Annotated in this window: 10 protein-coding genes; 6 read left to right on the top strand and 4 right to left on the bottom strand. The window is 74.8% G+C overall.

Annotation, left to right across the window (positions count from 1 at the left end; genetic code table 11):
• Positions 1-124: 124 nt before the first annotated feature.
• Complete coding sequence (gene ppc, locus ACIRVF_RS01205) at positions 125-2,935, bottom strand: phosphoenolpyruvate carboxylase (RefSeq protein WP_402812004.1); 2,811 nt, start codon at positions 2,933-2,935, stop codon at positions 125-127.
• 260 nt (positions 2,936-3,195) lie between these two features.
• Here ppc and ACIRVF_RS01210 point away from each other — a divergent pair, with 260 nt between their 5' ends.
• A complete protein-coding gene (locus ACIRVF_RS01210) occupies positions 3,196-4,476 on the top strand; it encodes a sensor histidine kinase (RefSeq protein WP_402812007.1) in 1,281 nt (426 codons plus the stop codon).
• A gap of 41 nt (positions 4,477-4,517) precedes the next feature.
• Here the strand turns inward: ACIRVF_RS01210 and ACIRVF_RS01215 are convergent, their stop codons facing one another.
• A complete protein-coding gene (locus ACIRVF_RS01215; protein ID WP_402812933.1) occupies positions 4,518-5,087 on the bottom strand; it encodes an SUKH-3 domain-containing protein in 570 nt (189 codons plus the stop codon).
• A 72-nt stretch (positions 5,088-5,159) separates the two neighbouring features.
• Positions 5,160-5,621 carry a YwqJ-related putative deaminase gene (locus ACIRVF_RS01220; protein ID WP_402812009.1) on the bottom strand — a complete coding sequence of 154 codons (462 nt, stop codon included), beginning with the start codon at positions 5,619-5,621 and terminating at the stop codon, positions 5,160-5,162.
• 540 nt (positions 5,622-6,161) lie between these two features.
• Between ACIRVF_RS01220 and ACIRVF_RS01225 the strand changes: the two genes are divergently transcribed.
• The 3 genes from ACIRVF_RS01225 (at position 6,162) to ACIRVF_RS01235 (ending at position 11,655) form a co-directional block, all read left to right on the top strand.
• Positions 6,162-7,163: an SMI1/KNR4 family protein gene (locus ACIRVF_RS01225; RefSeq protein ID WP_402812012.1), complete on the top strand. Its 1,002-nt coding sequence runs from the start codon at positions 6,162-6,164 to the stop codon at positions 7,161-7,163.
• Between the two features lie 63 nt (positions 7,164-7,226).
• A complete protein-coding gene (locus tag ACIRVF_RS01230) occupies positions 7,227-9,980 on the top strand; it encodes an SUKH-4 family immunity protein (protein ID WP_402812014.1) in 2,754 nt (917 codons plus the stop codon).
• A gap of 265 nt (positions 9,981-10,245) precedes the next feature.
• Positions 10,246-11,655 (top strand): hypothetical protein, encoded by a 1,410-nt coding sequence (locus tag ACIRVF_RS01235; protein WP_402812017.1) that lies wholly within the window; start codon positions 10,246-10,248, stop codon positions 11,653-11,655.
• Between the two features lie 24 nt (positions 11,656-11,679).
• On the opposite strand, the gene ACIRVF_RS01240 is transcribed toward ACIRVF_RS01235, so the two are convergent.
• On the bottom strand, positions 11,680-12,399 hold the full coding sequence (locus ACIRVF_RS01240; RefSeq protein WP_402812020.1) for a hypothetical protein: 720 nt from the start codon (positions 12,397-12,399) through the stop codon (positions 11,680-11,682).
• A 398-nt stretch (positions 12,400-12,797) separates the two neighbouring features.
• Between ACIRVF_RS01240 and ACIRVF_RS01245 the strand changes: the two genes are divergently transcribed.
• Positions 12,798-13,130 (top strand): beta/gamma crystallin domain-containing protein, encoded by a 333-nt coding sequence (locus ACIRVF_RS01245; protein ID WP_402812023.1) that lies wholly within the window; start codon positions 12,798-12,800, stop codon positions 13,128-13,130.
• A gap of 606 nt (positions 13,131-13,736) precedes the next feature.
• Positions 13,737-17,369, top strand: coding sequence for a transcription-repair coupling factor (gene mfd, locus ACIRVF_RS01250; protein WP_402812026.1), 3,633 nt, complete (start codon positions 13,737-13,739; stop codon positions 17,367-17,369).
• Positions 17,370-17,474 lie beyond the last annotated feature (105 nt).

The following is a 17,474-nucleotide window of genomic DNA, read 5'->3' on the forward strand; positions in this document are numbered from 1 at the left end:
GGTGGCCGCCGGCGGGGTGGCCGTGGGGGGGGCTCTGCCCCCGGGGGGGGGGGGGGGGGGGCCCCGGGGGGGGGGGGGGGGGGGGGGCGGCCCCCCCCCCCCCCCCCCCACGTCCGGGCGGCGGTCAGCCGGTGTTGCGCAGGCCGGCGGCGATGCCGTTGACGGTGAGCAGCAGGGCGCGGGCGCGCAGTGGGTCCTCGTGGCGGCCGGCCGCGACCTCCTCGCGCTGGCGGCGCAGCAGCGCGACCTGGAGGTAGGAGATCGGGTCGAGGTAGGCGTCGCGGACGGTGAAGGTCTGCTTCAGCACCGGGTTGTGCTCCAGCAGTTCGCTCTCGCCGGTGAGCCGCAGCACCTCGCGCAGGGTGAGCTCGTGCTCGGCGACGATCTGGTCGAAGATGTGCCGCAGCTCGACGGGCACCAGCTGCTCGACGTAGTGGCGGGCGATCCGCAGGTCGGTCTTGGCCAGCGTCATGGCGACGTTGGACAGGAAGTTGCGGAAGAAGTGCCACTGGCCGTGCATCTCGTCCAGCACGTCGCCGAGGCCGGCCGCGCGGGCGGCGGCGAGTCCGGAGCCGACGCCGTACCAGCCGGGCACGATCTGGCGGGACTGGGTCCAGCCGAACACCCACGGGATGGCCCGCAGGCCGTCCAGTCCGGCGCCGGAGTCGGGGCGGCGGGACGGGCGGGAGCCCAGGTGCAGCGAGGCGAGCTGGTCGACCGGCGTGGAGGCGAAGAAGTACTTCGGCAGGTCCTCCTGGTCGACCAGGGCGCGGTAGGCGGTGTGGGCGGCCTCGGAGACCCGGTCCATCGCGGCGTCCCAGCGGGCCAGTTCCTCGGGGGCTTGGCGCGGGGCGGTGTGCAGCGCGGAGGCGGAGAGGGTGGCGGAGATGGTCAGCTCCAGGTTCTCCCGGGCGAGGGAGGGGAGCAGGTACTTGTCGGAGATGACCTCGCCCTGCTCGGTGACCTTGATCTCGCCCTCCAGGGTGCCCCAGGGCTGGGCCAGGATGGCTTCGTGCGAGGGGCCGCCGCCGCGGCCGACGGTGCCGCCGCGGCCGTGGAACAGCCGCAGCCGGATGCCGTAGCGGTGGGCGACGTCGCGCAGCCGGCGCTGGGCGCGGTGGATCTCCCACTGGGAGGTGGTGATGCCGCCGAACTTGGAGGAGTCGGAGTAGCCGAGCATGACCTCCTGGACGTCGCCGCGCAGCGAGACGAGCAGCCGGTAGGAGGGGTCGGAGAGCATCTCGTCCAGGATGCGGTCGGCCTGCTGGAGCTCCTCGGTGGTCTCCAGCAGCGGCACGATGCCGATCTTGGCGATCCCGGAGTGGAGGTCGATCAGGCCGGCCTCGCGGGCCAGCACGGTGGCGGCGAAGACGTCGTCGGCGCCCTGGCACATCGAGATGATGTAGCTCTCGACGATCTCGTCGCCGAAGCGCTCGAAGCCCTCGCGGATGGTGTTGAAGACGCCGAGGGTCTTGGTGCCGGCCGCGTCCAGCGGGGCCGGGGTGGGGGCGAGCGGACGGCGCGAGCGCAGCTCCTTGGCGAGCAGCTTCTGCCGGTACTCGCGGGGCATGTCGGCGTAGCGCCAGGCTTCCTCGCCGAGCCGGTCGAAGAGCTGGCCGAGGGCGTGGTGGTGGGCCTCGGCGTGCTCGCGCACGTCCATGGTGGCGAGTTGGAGGCCGAAGGCCTCGATGGTGCGGATGGCGCGGGCGAGGCGGCCGTCGGCGATCAGCTCGCCGCGGTGGGCGCGCAGCGAGTCCTGGATCAGCCGGAGGTCGGCGATCAGCTCGCGGGTGCCGACGTAGTCGCGGCCCTCGACGTGCGGGGTGCCGCCGGCCAGGCGCTCGCGGGTGTTCTCCAGCTTGAGCCGGATGCAGGTGGCCTTGAGGCGGTACGGCTCCTCGGCGTTCATCCGCTTGTAGCGGGGGCTGAGTTCGGGGAGCCGGTGCAGGTCGGTGTTGAGCGAGGCGAGCAGTTCGACCGAGGCGCCGGCCAGCCGCTCGGAGGTGGAGAGGGTGTTGCGCAGGTCGTCGATCGCGTCCAGGGCGTCCTTGATGCCGTACTCGTGCTGGAGGTTGAGGACGTCCCAGGTGACCTGCGGGGTGACGTTGGGATTGCCGTCCCGGTCGCCGCCGATCCAGGTGCCGAAGGTGAGCGGGCGCACGCCCTCGGGCAGGCTGAGGCCGACCCGGGCGAGCTCCTCGTGCAGCTCCTCCAGGACCTCGGGGACGGCCTCGCGGTAGAGCTCGTCCAGGTAGTAGACGGCGTTGCGGGCCTCGTCGGTGGGCTCGGGGCGGGCGATGCGCAGTTCGTCGGTCTGCCAGAGCAGGTCGATGACCTCGGCGAGGCGGCGGTCGGCCGAGCGCTTGGCGCTGCTGGTGCGGGCCGGGTCGGCGGCGGCCAGGCCGGAGGCGAGCTCCTCGTGGTGGATGCGGTCGAGGAGTTCGCCGATCCGGCGCAGCTTGTTGAGCACGCTGCGGCGGGCGGCCTCGGTGGGGTGGGCGGTGAAGACCGGGCGGACCGCGAGGTGGGCCAGGGTGTCTTCGAGGTGCTTGGGGTCGGCGTCGGCGAGCTGGTCGGCGGTCTGCGCGAGCAGCGAGCCCTCGCGGGCGCGGCGGGTGGCGAACTCCCGTCCGCGGTGCACCTGCTCGGTGACGTTGGCGAGGTGGAAGTAGGTGGAGAAGGCGCGGACCAGCTTGGCGGCGGTGTCCAGGTCGATGTCGGAGAGGAGTTCGGCGGTGGCCTCGCCGTCGGTGCGGCTGAGCAGGCGGACCTGTTCGACCAGGCCCAGCAGCTGGGGGCCCTCCTGGCGGACCAGCGTCTCGCCGAGCAGGTCGCCGAGGCGGCGGATGTCCGCGCGCAGGGCCGAGTTGTCTGCGGCTGCGCCGGCGGCGAGGACGGTGGGGCTGTCCGCCGGGGTGGGGACCGGAGCGGTCACGGCTGGCTCCCTGTGGTGGTGGGGTTCGGCAACGGCTCATCGTCACAGGTCCACGCGCAGTGTGGCGGGTGTGACGCGTGCGGACCGCGCTGTCCGACGCGACCAGCATAGGTGTCGGGGCGGTTGCTGTCCGAGAGGTGGCCGGATGGCGGACAGAGCTGCCGAAAACCGTCCGTGGTCTGGACCACTTGGGGATGCGGGGAGGCGTACCCGGCAATACCGGTGGGGAAGGGGAGGGGTCGCCGCTTAGTCTTTGGGGCATGAGCAAGTCGCCTGGGGAGCGCGTGCCGGTCCGGTCGTTCTGGTGGTGGAAGCGGCGGCGCAGCGCCCTCCTCGACATCGGGCTGGCGCTGCTCGCCGCGGTCGAGTGCTCGGCCGGCACGATCGCCTTCCTGTCCGCGCGGATCCATGTGAGCCTCGCGGGCGCGATCGGGATCGCGGTGCTCGGCACGGTGGCCGGCGGTTCGCTGGTGGTGCGCCGGCGCTGGCCGGCCGTACCGGTGCTGGCGACGCTGCTGGTGACGCCCGGGATGCTGGGCGTGGTGCTGCTGGTGGTGTCGCTGTACACGCTGGCGGAGACCTGGGAGTGGCCCTCCCGGCGCCGCCGGGTGGTGGCGCTGTCCGGACTGGCCTTCGCCGAGGCGGCGGCCGTGATCGCGGTGACGCTGATCGTGCCGGGCGACTCTCCGGCGGAGCAGCCGCCGCTGTGGATCCAGATCCTGTTCTCGTTGCTGGTCGCGGTCGGGCTGACCGTCGCCCCGGTGGTGACCGGCCTGTACGTGGGGGCGCGGCGGCGGCTGATCGAGTCGCTCAAGGACCGGGCGCACGGCCTGGAGACCGAACTGGACCTGCTGGCCGAGCAGGCCCAGGAGCGCGCCCGCCGGGCCCGGCTGGAGGAGCGCACCCGGATCGCCCGGGAGATGCACGACGTGGTGGCGCACCGGGTCTCGCTGATGGTGGTGCACGCCGGGGCCCTGGAGCGAATAGTCGTCAAGGACCCGGAGAAGGCCGCGCAGAGCGCCAAGCTGATGGGCGAGGTGGGCCGGCAGGCGCTCAACGAGCTGCGCGAGATCCTCGGCGTGCTGCGGATGGACGACGAGCGGCAGCCGGAGCCGGGCTCGCTCTCCGGGCTGCCCCGGCTGGTGGACCAGTCACGGGCGGCCGGGATGGCGGTGACGCTGACGGTCAGCGGCAGCCGGCAGGAGTTCACCGGCGAGGCCGAGCAGACCGCCTACCGGGTCGTCCAGGAGGGGCTGACCAACGCCCACAAGCACGCGGACGGCGCCCAGGTGTCGGTGCTGCTGGCGTACGCGCCGAACGGGGTGCGGGTGAGCGTGGTGAACGCCTGTCCGGGCGGGGAGCGGGGCGCGGCGAAACTGCCCAGCGGCGGCAACGGGCTGGTCGGGATGCGGGAGCGGGTGATCGCGCTGGGTGGCACCTTCTCGTCCGGACCGGAGGCGGACGGCGGGTTCCGGGTGGAGGCGGTGCTGCCGTCCCGGCTGGCCGTCCGGGGTGACCGGCTGGGTCAGGTCCTGCCCTAGGGTCCGTCCTCGAACTCCCGGCTACGGGGCGGCGGCAGACCTCAGGGCGCGTACTCCCCGGCGGTGCGCAGTCGTTCCGGGGCGGTGCCCAGGACGAGGGCGCTGATCGCCTGGTCGATGCCGTGGCCGAGGAACCACTCGCCGGTGTGGTCCAGGCTGTAGACCCGGCCCTCCTCGTCGACCGCCAGCAGTGCCTGCCCGTACGCCTCCTCGCCGAGCGGGGCGAGCTGGGTGCCCAGCGCCCGGCCGAGGTCGAAGAGGGTGCGCGGCTGGTGCAGGCCGCACATCGGGTCGATCAGGAAGGGCGTGCGGGCCAGCTGGCGGCCCGGGCCGGACAGGTCGAAGGCGAGGCCGCCGAACTCGGCCCAGGCCTCCACGGCCGCCGGGAACACCGCGTGCGGGACGCCGCCGGGACCGCCGTACCCGGCCAGGGTGTCGGCCCACTCCTCGGCCTGCCGGATCTGCCAGCGGCCGGGGTGCCAGCCGGAGGCCTTGAGCTCGGCGGCGACGTCGGCGGGGAAGCGCGGGCGGGTCCGTCCGGTGCCGGCCGGGGGCGGGGTGCCCGGGACGAGGGTGGCCGGTGCGGGCGGGGGCGGGCTGGGCGGATTCAGGGTGTGCTCCGGGAGCTCGGGGACGGGGGCGTACGAGGGGCTGCGGGCGCGGGCGTCCGGCGTGCGGACGGCTCAGCGCGCCGGCGGCCCGACGGCGACGCTCAGCACCGTGAAGTGCTCCAGCATCGGGCCGCAGGAGCGGCACGGCGGGGCGTGGGTGCCGTGCGCCGGGTCGCCCTCCTCGCGGATCCGCAGGGTCGTCATCCGGGCGCCCTTGAGCGCCTTGCGGGCCTCGTGCAGGCTCATCGGCTTGCGGGCGGCGCGCTTGGAGCGCTTCCCGTCGACCGTGGTCAGGTACTGGGAGAGCAGGACGGCCTCCGGGCAGCGGCCGGTGAACCGCTCGCGGGCCTCGACCGGCAGGGCGTCCAGGAAATCGCCGACCAGCGGGTGCAGGACCGGGCGCCGGTCGTCCTTGTCACCCGCCAGGGTGTGCACCTCACCGCCCTTGAGCGACAGTGCGGCGGCGACGGCGGGCAGCAGGCTGTCGCGGTGGTGGCGCAGCACGGGCGGGCCCGCCGGCTCACCGGTGGTCATGCGGCGTCCTCCTCCTCGTTCCTGGCGGTCCGGTTCCTGTCGGGCCCCGTGGGGTCCGGGGCAAGCCTGTCATTCGACACCGACAAGCGCACAACCGGGGTGCGGGCGGGGCGAACACCCGTGCGGTTCCCGGCGGATCGCGCCCGCGGTCCTTCCGCATCCTGGCCGCACCCGGGCCGGATCCGCACGGCCTCGTCATGACTTGTCCGCCGATCTACCGAAACCGCCCCCCGTCCCGGGCCCCGGCCGGTACGGTTCCGGCAACGGCCGAGGGGGCGCGGCCGGCCGCGCGGGCACCCTCCGGAGGGGCCGACTCCGGTGTCCGCTCCGGACGTTGGGGCGCCGGGCCGATGACGCCGACCACCCGGGAACCGCTCGGCCCGCCGCCGGACCCGGACCTCACGGCGGCACGGCGACCGCGGCTCGTGGAGGTGTCGGAAACGGGCTCCGGGTGCGGGGGATCGCCCGGGCGGGTGAACCAATAGGCTGGGGCCCAGCAAGCGCACCGGAGAATTTGCAGCAGCCAGTGGGGGCTCCCAGATGACGACAGGTCGGCCCGGCGTCGCCGCCGCACCGAACGCGGCGTACGCAGGTCAGGTGGTGCAGTTCCCGGACCCGGTCCGCGCGGAGCGGCACCCGGCCGGGGTCCGGGTGGACGAGTCCGGCTACCCGGACTTCGGCCCGTACGCCGCCGCGGCGGCCGAGGTCGCCGACCCGCCGGAGGGCTTCGGCGTGGACGAACTGCGGCTCACCGACTACGTCTCGGCCAACGTCGCGCTGTTCACCCAGGGCCACCCGCTCTGGGCCGACCTGGAGACCGCCGTGGCCACCCCGCCCGGCTGGACCTGGCACCACGCGGTCGGCCGGGCCGCCCCCGGCTGGCGCCGGATGGAGCTCGTCCCGGTCGAGGTCAAGGCCCTGCTGCGGCACCACGGCGGCCTGGCCACCTCGCCCGCCGACCACTCCCGCCGCGGTACCCGCCCGCTGCAGGAGCGCCGGCCCGTCCACTTCTCGCTGGCCAAGGACGGCGGGGACCCGATCGGCGTCCCCGAGGACCTGGTGCAGCGCGCCGAGGAGCGCCTCGGCTACCGGCTGCCCGGCGCCTACCGGACCTTCCTCAAGCTGGGCGGCGGCCGCCGCCCGGTCGGGGTGGCGCTGGACACCGAGCTCGGCATGCTGTTCGACCAGCCGTTCCTGACCCTCACCGAGGAGTACGGCACCGAGGACGTCGTGTACGCCAACAAGTGCCTGCGCGACCACCTCACCAAGGACTACCTCGGCATCGCCTACGCGCAGGGCGGCATCGTCGCGCTCAAGGTGCGCGGCGACCGGGTCGGCTCGGTCTGGTTCCACCTGTACGACGACGCCCGCGACTCCGGAGCCCCGGAGGCACCGGAGGATCGCTGCGCCCGGCTGCTGCTGCCCTGCGGGGACGACTTCGACGCCTTCCTGCTGCGGCTGGCCGGCAGCCCGCCGGAGCTGGAGACGGTCGCGGAGCTGATGGTGGACGGCGGGTTCGCCCGGGCCGTCCCGGTGGACTGACATGACCGCGGGAACGGCGTTGAGGGAACGAGTGGGGACGACGGGGACAGGGGTGAACCGGGCGTGGTGACGTACGCGCAGGCGCAGGAGCTCGCCGAGGAGTGGATCAACGGCGGCGTGCCGCAGGGGCAGCAGCGCGAGGTGCGGGTCCGGGAGTTCGACCTGGGCTTCGTCTGCTGGGCGGTCTCGCCCGCGGAGGCGGCGGCCGGTGCCGGTGCCGGTGCCGACGGCGGGTCCGGGCCGGGCTCGGGCTCGGGTGAGGCGCGGCTGGTGATCGCCCGTGACTCGGGCGCCAGCACGCTGTGGCCCGCGCTGCCCGTCAACGAGGTGGTCCGGCAGTACGAGGAGGTGTACGGGCGGCCGGTCGCGGCCAACCCGGCGGGGGCGGCGAAGCCCGCACCGGGTCCGGTGGAGGCCACCTCCTTCCTGCTCAGCCCGCCGCAGTGGCTGCAGGAGGCGGGGGCGGCGGCGATCGCGGCGGAGGCGGAGAAGCTGGGCGGCGCCGCCGCGCCTTCTCCTGCTCCGGCTCCGGCGCCCGTTCCGGCTCCGGCGCCTGTTCCGGCTCCCGCAGCGGCCGCTCCGGTGGCCGCCGCGGAGCCGCCCGTGCCGGTGCCGTCCGGGCCGTCCGCGCCCGCCGTGCCGTCCGCGCCGGCCGTGCTGACCGAGCCGCCGGTCTCCGACCGCCCCGCCGGGGACGCGCCGACCATGCTGGCACCGCCGCCCGGCGAGGAGCCGCCCGTCGCCCCGCGGCCGCCGGCCGCCGCGCCGGTGCCGCCGCCGGTCGCGCCCGGCCCGTCGGCCGCCCCGGTCGGGGCCGAGGCGGCGACCGTCCTGATGCCCGAGGGCCTGCGCACCTCCGGTTCGGACCTGCCAGACGCGCCCGCCCCCGCCGGGGCCGAGGCCGCCACCATGCTGATGCCCCCGGGCAGCGGCAGCCACGGCATGCCCCCGGTCCCGCCGGTCGGCGCCCAGCCCTCGACCGCCCGGCCCCCGGCCGTGCCGCCCGTCGCCCCGCCGGCCCCGGCACCCGCCGCGGCCGTCGAACCGGCGCCGACGCTGCTCGCGCCGCCGGACGCGATGCCCGGCCTGATGGGCCTGCCCGGTGCCCCGGCGACCCCGCCCGGCGCCCCGGTGGAGCAGGCGCCGACCATGCTCGCCACGCCCGGCACCCCGGCCGCCCCGCCCGCCGGGGGTGCCCCGGTGGAGCAGGCGCCCACCATGCTGGCCTCGCCCGGCGGGCTGGCCGGTCTGCCGGGTGCCCCCGGCCCGGCGGCCCCGCCCGCCGCCGCGGCCCAGGGCGGCCTCGGCCGCGCCCCGGGGTCGGCCCCGCCGCCGCCCCCGCCGGGTGCGCTGCGCGGCGGGTCGCCCGGCCCGTCCGGCCCGTCCGGTCCGTCCGGTGCGGGCGGGCTGGGCCGCGCCCCGGGCTCGGCTCCGCCGCCGCCCCCGCCCGCCGAGCTGCGGCACACCCCGGGCTCCGGTGCGCCCGCCGGCAGCCCCGGTGGCCGTTCGGCCGGTTCGGCCCCGCCGCCCCCGCCGCCGGCGGGCCTGCGCGCCGGTGCGGCTCCCGCCCCGGCCCCGCAGGGCGCGCCCGCCCCGGCAGGCGCCGGGGTGGCGTACGAGGCGACCCAGCTGGCCAGCGCGATCGACCCGGCGCTGCTCGGCGGCCCGGCGGACCCGGGCACCCCGCCGTCCGGCGGCCCCGCCGTCCCGCCGCCGCCCGGTGGTCCGGCCGCCCCCGCCGCGCCCGCGGCCGGGTACGGCTACCCGAACGCGGGCGCCGCGCCCGGCGTCGTTCCGCCGACTCCGGTCACCGGCCCGCCACCGGGCGCGCCGGTGCCGCCCGGGGTGCCCGCGGTCGGCCCGGGCTACTTCGCCGCGCTCAGCTACCGGGGCCCGGACGGCTCGGAACAGAAGCTGCTGCACCGCAGCGAGCCCGGCACCCCGCACCCGGAGTGGAAGATCCTGCAGGACCTGCGCCGGCTGAACGTGCCCCCGGAGCAGGTGCTGGAGCTCTACACCGAGCTGGAGTCCTGCGACCTGCCCGGCGGCTACTGCAACCGGATGATCGCGGCCTCCTGGCCGAACGTGCGGCTGACCCACACCGCCCCGTACGGCCGTGACCACGCCTCCCGGCAGGCCGGGATGGCCGAGCTCCTGGACCACCTGGACGAACTGCACCAGCTGGCCTCCGGCGCCCAGCGGGTCCGTCCGTTCCGGGCCCCGCTGCCCGCGCCCGGGTCGGTCCAGCCGCTGCCCCCGCTGGCGCCCCAGCAGCTCGCCCAGGAGCTGGGGACGGCCTTCGGGCAGAACCTGTTCCGCTACGAGCAGCGCGCCGTCTCCCGGCAGGGCGTGCCCGAGCCGGTGTCGCAGACCCTGATGTGGGCCGGCCTGCCGCGCGATTTCGGGCCGTTCTTCTGGGCCCAGGCGCAGGAGGGCCGGCCGATCCCGACGCTGGCCGAGCTGGCCGCCGAACGCGGCCTGCCCGCGGCCACCGACTTCGGCGGCTACCTGGTGCTCGGCAACGACTACGGCCGTCAGCTGTGCGTCCAGTACGGCACCGCGAACGTGGTGGCCGTGGACGTCGACGGAACCGGTCAGCCGCCCCGCTTCGTCAACAGCGGTGTACCGGAGTTCGTCCGCGCGCTGGCCCTGCTGGGCCGGATGTGGCGGCTGCGGTACGGGCTGACGCCGGAGCAGGCCGGTCGCTGGACGACCGACTTCCAGGCGGAGCTCGCCGCGATCGACCCGGCGGCCCTGCAGTCCACGGACACCTGGTGGGCCGTGCTGCTGGAGCAGTTCTGGGACGGTCTGCTGTAGCGGACCGTCATGGATCCTCGCAGGTGAGGAGGGGTCGTCCGGTGTCCGGAACGACCCCTCCGGCATGTCCCGACAGCTGTGCCTCGTTGGGGTTTCGTCCGGATCTGCGCAAAATAGGGCAAGAGGATGGGTCTATTCGTCCGGTCCTCGACGCATTCCGGTCCGCACGACGGTCGAATCCGGCCCCGGTCTACCAACCGGTTCCGGATCCGGCCGTTCCGTCCGATCATGGGCTCCGCAGCCCGCGAAACGAGGGGAAGAGCCCATGAGCGACGCCGTCCCCCAGTACGGCTTCACCCAGGCCCGGCGCGGCTACGCGCCCGAGCAGGTCGACCGGGCGCTGGTCGCCCTGACCGCCCAGCGCGACGAGGCGTGGGAGCGGTTGAGCGTCCTGGGAGCCGGGATCCGGCAGATGGAGACCCGGCTGGAGGCCATCCGCCGCGCCGCCGACGAGGCCCCGGAGCCGGACTACCTGGTGCTCAGCGACCAGGCCGCCGGACTGGCCGAGATGGCCGCGAACGAGGCCCGAGCCGTCCGGGAGAAGGCCGAGCGCTTCGCCGAGGACCTGCGGGACCAGGTGTACGAGGAGGGGCAGGCGCTCGCCCAGGCGGCCAAGGAGTACGCCGCCACCACCCGCGCCGAGGCCGACGCGGCCGCCCGCCGCACCGAGGAGCGCACCCGCGCCGAGGCCGAGGGCATCCGCGCCGAGGCCGACCGGGAGAGCCGTGCCGTCCGTGACGGTGCCACCGCCTACGCCGCCAAGGTCCGGGTGGCCGCCGCCGAGGCGAGCGAGTACGCCGAGGCCGAGCTGGCCATCAGGCGGCGCGAGGCCGACGAGGCCTTCGCCGCGGCCGAGGCCAAGGCCGACGCCGAGGAGGCCGAGGTCTCGGCGACAGCCGAGCGCCGGGTCAAGGAGGCGGAGCAGCACCGGGAGACCGTGCTGAACCAGATCAAGCAGCTGGAGACGGACGCCCAGGCCAAGGCCGACCAGTTGATCGAGAAGGCCCGCCGGGAGGCCGAGCGGATCCACGCGGAGAGCGAGCGCGAGCAGCGCGCGTTCGACGCCCGGCTGGATACCGTGCAGCGGCACCTGGACCACATCAAGGCCACCCTGGCCTCGCTCACCGGCGCGGCGGTCGGGCAGATCGAGCCCGAGGCGCTCGCCGCCGCCGGGGCCCCGGCGGCTCCGGCCGACGCGGTGGCTCCGGCGGGCTCGGTGGCTCCGGCCGACGAGGTGGCTCCGGCCGACGCGGCGCCGGTGGACTCCGAGGCGGACACCGGGGAGATCCCGTTGGCGGACCTGCGGAAGGCGGAGCCGTCCGACGGCGGGGCGGACGCCCGGGCGCAGGAGCGGACGACCGCGGTGCGGCAGCCGGTGGTCGGGGGTTCCTCGGCCGTCTCCAGGTTCGCCGACCCCAACGGCCCCAAGGACCCCAACGGTCCCAACGGCCCCAAGGGCACCGAGGTGGTGACCGGCCCGGTCGCCCCGGCGCCGGTGCCGCCGAAGCCGGCCCAGCCGCCCCTGTCGGCGGCCGAGCGGGACGGCGCGCCGGGCGCGAAGGGCGCGAAGGGTGCGGACGGCGCCGAGGAGACCCGGATCATCCCGAAGATCATCATCGTGGACGACGGCGCCGGCTACGCGGCCCCCAACACGGTGGCCTACCGCCGCCGCTAGCCGTCGGCCGTCGGCCGCCGGCTGTCAGCCGCCGTCCGCACCGGCGACCAGTTCGGTGAGCTTCGCGTCCTGGGCCCTGACCGCCTCCTGTTGGGCGGCCAGGGCCTCCGCGTTGCGGTCGATCAGCTGGCGCTGGTAGCCGGCCAGCACCGCGAACCAGAGGCCGGCCAGGTTGGTCCCGGTGGTGCAGTCGGCGTCCGCGCGGGCGGCCGCGAGCTCGGCCGGGGTGACCTCCGGGGTGGTCTGGTACCGCTGCGAGAGCTCCTCCGGGGTGGTGGCCCCGAACCCGGCGGTGGTCATGCAGGCGCTCCACTGCCGGGTGGCCGCCACCACCCGGGCGTCCTCGGCGGTGGCCTTCATCGACTCGTCGAACAGCCGGCCCACCAGCCGACTGCCCGCGGCGGGCGGTGAGCCGATCCGTTCGGCGGCCTGCCGGTCGCAGTCGACCCGGGCGCCGTCGTACGCCTCACCGGAGCCGGCCGGGGCGGGATTCGGCCGGGGCGGGGTCCGCTTCGGCGGGTGGAAGCCGAGGGTGGCCGCGGCCCGGGCCCCGAGGTAGCCCCAGGCGCCGGCCGGCAGCGCGGTCGCGTTGTCCGGCGGCTGGGCGGCCTGCAGGCCGTCCCCGGTGAAAGCGGAGAAGCCGGCCCGGTGCATGCACGAGACGATCAGCGCGTTCCGCGCCTGGATCTCCTTGACCGCAGACCGGTCGTCGGCCTGGTAAGCGGAGAGCGGAAGTCCGGTCAATCCGCCGCGGCCGGATTCCGGAGCGGCCGTCGAACCGATCTCCGGCGGGGTGGGCGCGGAATCGCCGGACCCTTTCCCGGAGCTGTCCGAACAACCCGCGGATAAAACCGGCAGAACGGCCGCCAGGGTGACTGCGGCGAATCGTCCGAATCGGGCGGGACGTCCCAAGGCTCTGCTCCGATCCTCAAGCACGGCAAGCGTGTTGGGACCTTAGCTCATTTCGTCCGGGTACGTTCCCCGAGTTCCTCCGAAGGCCCGGCTTGGCCGGAAAACAGCTGTCCGGTGCTGCCTCGCCGTGCAAATCTCGGGAACCCGACCGTTATCGATGGAGGGGTTACATGATTCGCCGCACTAATCCCCGTACCGCCGGACGGAACAGAAAAGGCACAGCCCGGAGGGTGGGTGCTCTCGCGGTTCTGACGGCCGCCGCCGCGACGCTCCTGCCGTCCACCGCCGCGCGGGCCGTGGAACGGATCGACTGCGGGAACCGGGACGATTTCGCGAAGGTCTGGAACTACGGCTACAGCGGGCAGCTCTGCTTCGCGAACGACGGCTGGATGGCGGTGCGGATCTACAACGTCGACCGGATCGACGCGGGCAACAACAAGGTCGTCACCTATCTGGGCGGCGGCCTCGGCTCCTGGACCGTCTTCACCTGGGAGCGCTACGACTTCAACGCCAACCAGGGGCACCAGGTGATGATGTACGACATCAACCTGTCCCGCTGGTAGTCCCCGCGCTGCGGTGTCGGCCGGCCGGGCGGGTGCGGACGTCCGGAGCGGCCCCGCGGAGCGGGTGCACGAGCGGAAGAGGCCGAGACCCGTGGCGCCCTCCAGGAAAGGGCGCCACGGTTCCCGGCGCTTGGGCGGGCGCCCCCACCCAGGGTCGCCCGGCCTCGCACCTCCGACCCCCATCGGGGGTGCGACAGTGCCGCCACAGCCATCCCCCACGGTTGGGTGCGGCGGGCACGTTCACCATGGTGCGCGATCTCCATGGACGGGCAGTGACAGGAGTATGTCCAGTTCGTGGCGGATGGCGGAGCCCGGCGCGGACCGGTGCCCGGCCCGTTCGTCCGCCGGTCGACCGGCGATCCGTCCAGTGGTTCGCCCGCGGTCGTGTCCCTGACAGCGCGGCGGGTACGCCCGCCGGTTCGCCCCCGCGCGGTCCGGCGCCCGGTCGGCGCGGCCCCGCCGGGCTCGTACGCCGCGTGCCCGTCCGTGCCGCGGCGTAGGCTGGAGACCCCCGGCCGCTCGGCGCGCCGGGCCGTTCGCGTTGCCCCGGCGGGCCTCTCGCCGCCCGGAGGCAGCACCAGCCACGGGACGAAGAAGAGACCCCAGATGAGCCTGACCGGACTGCTCGATGTCGTCGCGCGGGACGCGGCGCTCGCCGAGGCGATCGAGGCGGCCACCGCCACCGGAGCCGCGGCCGGCGGCCGCCGCCACCTGGACCTGGTCGGACCGCCCGCCGCCAGGCCGTTCGCGATCGCCGCGCTGGCCCGCGCGATGGCCGGGCAGGCCGCCGGCGACCGGGGCCGCCCGGTGCTCGCCGTCACCGCCACCGGCCGGGAGGCCGAGGACCTCGCCGCCTCGCTGCGCTCGCTGCTGCCCCCCGACGCGGTCGCCGAGTACCCGGCCTGGGAGACCCTGCCGCACGAGCGGCTGTCGCCCCGTTCGGACACCGTCGGCCGCCGGCTGGCCGTGCTGCGCCGGATCGTGCACCCGCGGGCCGACGACCCGGCGGCCGGGCCGGTGCAGGTGATCGTCGCCCCGGTCCGCTCGGTGCTCCAGCCGCAGGTGAAGGGGCTGGCCGAACTGGAGCCGGTGGCGGTCGGGCGCGGGGAGTCGCACGACCTGGAGGAGGTGGCCCGCCGGCTCGCCGCGGCCGCCTACGCGCGGGTCGAACTGGTCGAGAAGCGCGGCGAGTTCGCCGTCCGCGGCGGCATCCTGGACGTCTTCCCGCCGACCGAGGAGCACCCGCTGCGGGTGGAGTTCTGGGGCGACGACGTCGAGGAGATCCGCTACTTCAAGGTCGCCGACCAGCGTTCGCTGGAGATCGCCGAGCACGGCCTGTGGGCACCGCCCTGCCGCGAGCTGCTGCTGACCGACGAGGTGCGCGCCCGGGCCGCCGAACTGTCCGCCGAGCAGCCCGGACTGGCCGAGATCCTGGACAAGATCGCCGAGGGCATCGCGGTCGAGGGCATGGAGTCGCTGGCGCCGGTGCTGGTGGACGACATGGAGCTGCTGCTCGACGTGCTGCCGCTCGGCTCGGTCGCGGTGGTCTGCGACCCGGAGCGGGTCCGCACCCGGGCCGCCGACCTGGTGGCCACCAGCCAGGAGTTCCTGCAGGCCTCCTGGGTCGCCGCGGCGGCCGGCGGCGACCGGCCGATCGACCTGGAGACCATCGACGTCTCCGCCGCCTCGCTGCGCTCGCTCGCCGAGGTGCGCGAGCACGCCGCCGATATCGGGCTGCCCTGGTGGTCCGTCAGCCCGTTCGCGACCAGCGAGTCCACGGTTGACACCATCCTGGAGTTCGACGCGAACACGCTGACCCTCGGCATGCACGCCGTCGAGGCCTACCGGGGCGACACCGCCCGGGCGATCGCCGACGTCAAGGAGCGGCTGGCCGCCGACTGGCGGGTCGTCATGGTGACGGAGGGCCACGGCCCGGCCTCCCGCCTGGCCGAGGTGCTCGGCAACGAGGGCATCCCGGCCCGGCTGGTCGCCGACCTCGCCGAGGCGCCCACCCGGGACGTCGTGTACGTCGCCTGCGGCTCCATCGAGCACGGCTTCGTCGACGAGGCGCTCAAGCTCACCGTCGTCACCGAGACCGACCTGTCCGGCCAGCGGTCCTCCACCAAGGACATGCGCCGGATGCCGTCCCGGCGCCGCAACGCGATCGACCCGCTGGCCCTGGTGGCCGGCGACTACGTGGTGCACGAGGCGCACGGCGTCGGCCGGTACGTGGAGATGGTGCAGCGCACCGTCCAGGGCGCCACCCGCGAGTACCTGGTGCTGGAGTACGCCCCCGCCAAGCGCGGCCACCCCGGTGACCGGCTGTTCGTGCCGACCGACCAGCTCGACCAGGTCACCAAGTACGTCGGCGGCGAGGCCCCGACGCTGCACCGGCTCGGCGGCGCGGACTGGGCGAAGACCAAGCAGCGGGCCAAGAAGGCGGTCAAGGAGATCGCCGCCGACCTGATCAGGCTGTACTCGGCGCGGATGGCGGCGCCCGGCCACACCTTCGGCCCGGACACCCCGTGGCAGCGCGAGCTGGAGGACGCCTTCCCGTACGCGGAGACGCCGGACCAGCTGACCACCATCGCCGAGGTCAAGGCCGACATGGAGAAGTCCGTCCCGATGGACCGGCTGATCTGCGGCGACGTCGGCTACGGCAAGACCGAGATCGCCGTCCGGGCCGCCTTCAAGGCGGTGCAGGACGGCAAGCAGGTGGCGGTGCTGGTGCCGACCACGCTGCTGGTGCAGCAGCACTTCTCCACCTTCGCCGAGCGCTACGCCAACTTCCCGGTGACGGTGAAGGCGCTGTCCCGCTTCCAGACCGACAGCGAGGCCAAGGCCGTCCTGGAAGGCCTGTTCGAGGGCTCGGTGGACGTCGTCATCGGCACCCACCGGCTGTTCTCCTCCGAGACCAGGTTCAAGGACCTCGGCCTGGTCATCGTCGACGAGGAGCAGCGCTTCGGCGTCGAGCACAAGGAGCAGCTGAAGAAGCTGCGCGCCAACGTGGACGTGCTCACCATGTCCGCGACGCCGATCCCGCGCACCCTGGAGATGGCGGTCACCGGCATCCGGGAGATGTCCACCATCACCACCCCGCCGGAGGAGCGCCACCCGGTGCTGACCTTCGTCGGGCCGTACGACGAGAAGCAGATCTCGGCCGCGATCCGGCGTGAACTCCTGCGCGAGGGCCAGGTGTTCTACATCCACAACCGGGTGGAGTCGATCGACAAGGCGGCCGCCCGGCTGAAGGACCTGGTGCCCGAGGCGCGGATCGCCACCGCGCACGGGCAGATGGGGGAGACCCAGCTGGAGAAGGTCGTCGTCGACTTCTGGGAGAAGGAGTTCGACGTCCTGGTGTCGACCACGATCGTGGAGTCCGGCATCGACATCTCCAACGCCAACACCCTGATCGTCGAGCGCGGCGACACCTTCGGCCTCTCCCAGCTGCACCAGCTGCGCGGCCGGGTCGGCCGCGGCCGCGAGCGCGGCTACGCGTACATGCTGTACCCGCCGGAGAAGCCGCTCACCGAGACGGCGCACGAGCGCCTGGCCACCATCGCCCAGCACACCGAGATGGGCGCCGGCATGTACGTCGCGATGAAGGACCTGGAGATCCGCGGCGCCGGCAACCTGCTCGGCGGCGAGCAGTCCGGGCACATCGCCGGGGTCGGCTTCGACCTCTACATGCGGATGGTCGGCGAGGCGGTGGCCGAGTTCCGCGAGTCGCTGGCCAACGGCGGCGCGGAGCCGGAGGAGGAGCCGCTGGAGGTGAAGATCGAGCTGCCGGTCGACGCCCACGTGCCGCACGACTACGCGCCCGGCGAGCGGCTGCGGCTGCAGGCCTACCGCTCGATCGCGGCGGTCAACTCGGAGGCGGACATCCAGCAGGTCCGGGACGAGCTCGTGGACCGCTACGGGAAGCTGCCCGAGCCGGTGGAGAACCTGCTGCTGGTCGCCGCGCTGCGGCTGTACGCCCGGCGGTGCGGGATCTCGGACATCACCCTCCAGGGGGCGAACGTCCGCTTCGGTCCGGTGGAGCTGCGCGAGTCCCAGCAGCTGCGGCTGAACCGGCTCTACCCGCGCAGCCAGGTCAAGGCGGCGGCCCAGCAGCTGCTGGTGCCGCGGCCGAGCACCGGGCGGATCGGCGGCAAGCCGCTGGTCGGGCGGGAGCTGCTGGGCTGGTGCACCGAGTTCCTGTCGGCGATGTTCGACGACCTGGCGGGGGCGAAGAAGTAGCACCGCCTCCAGCGACGGCCCCGGACTCCGGTCCGGGGCCGTCGCTGTCACCGCCGCCGTCGCCGTCCCGGGATCGGCAGGGACCGGGGCGGGCGGGGCGGGTAG

Origin of the sequence: Kitasatospora sp. NPDC101157 (assembly GCF_044768255.1) — a bacterium.
Taxonomy (GTDB): Bacteria; Actinomycetota; Actinomycetes; order Streptomycetales; family Streptomycetaceae; genus Kitasatospora.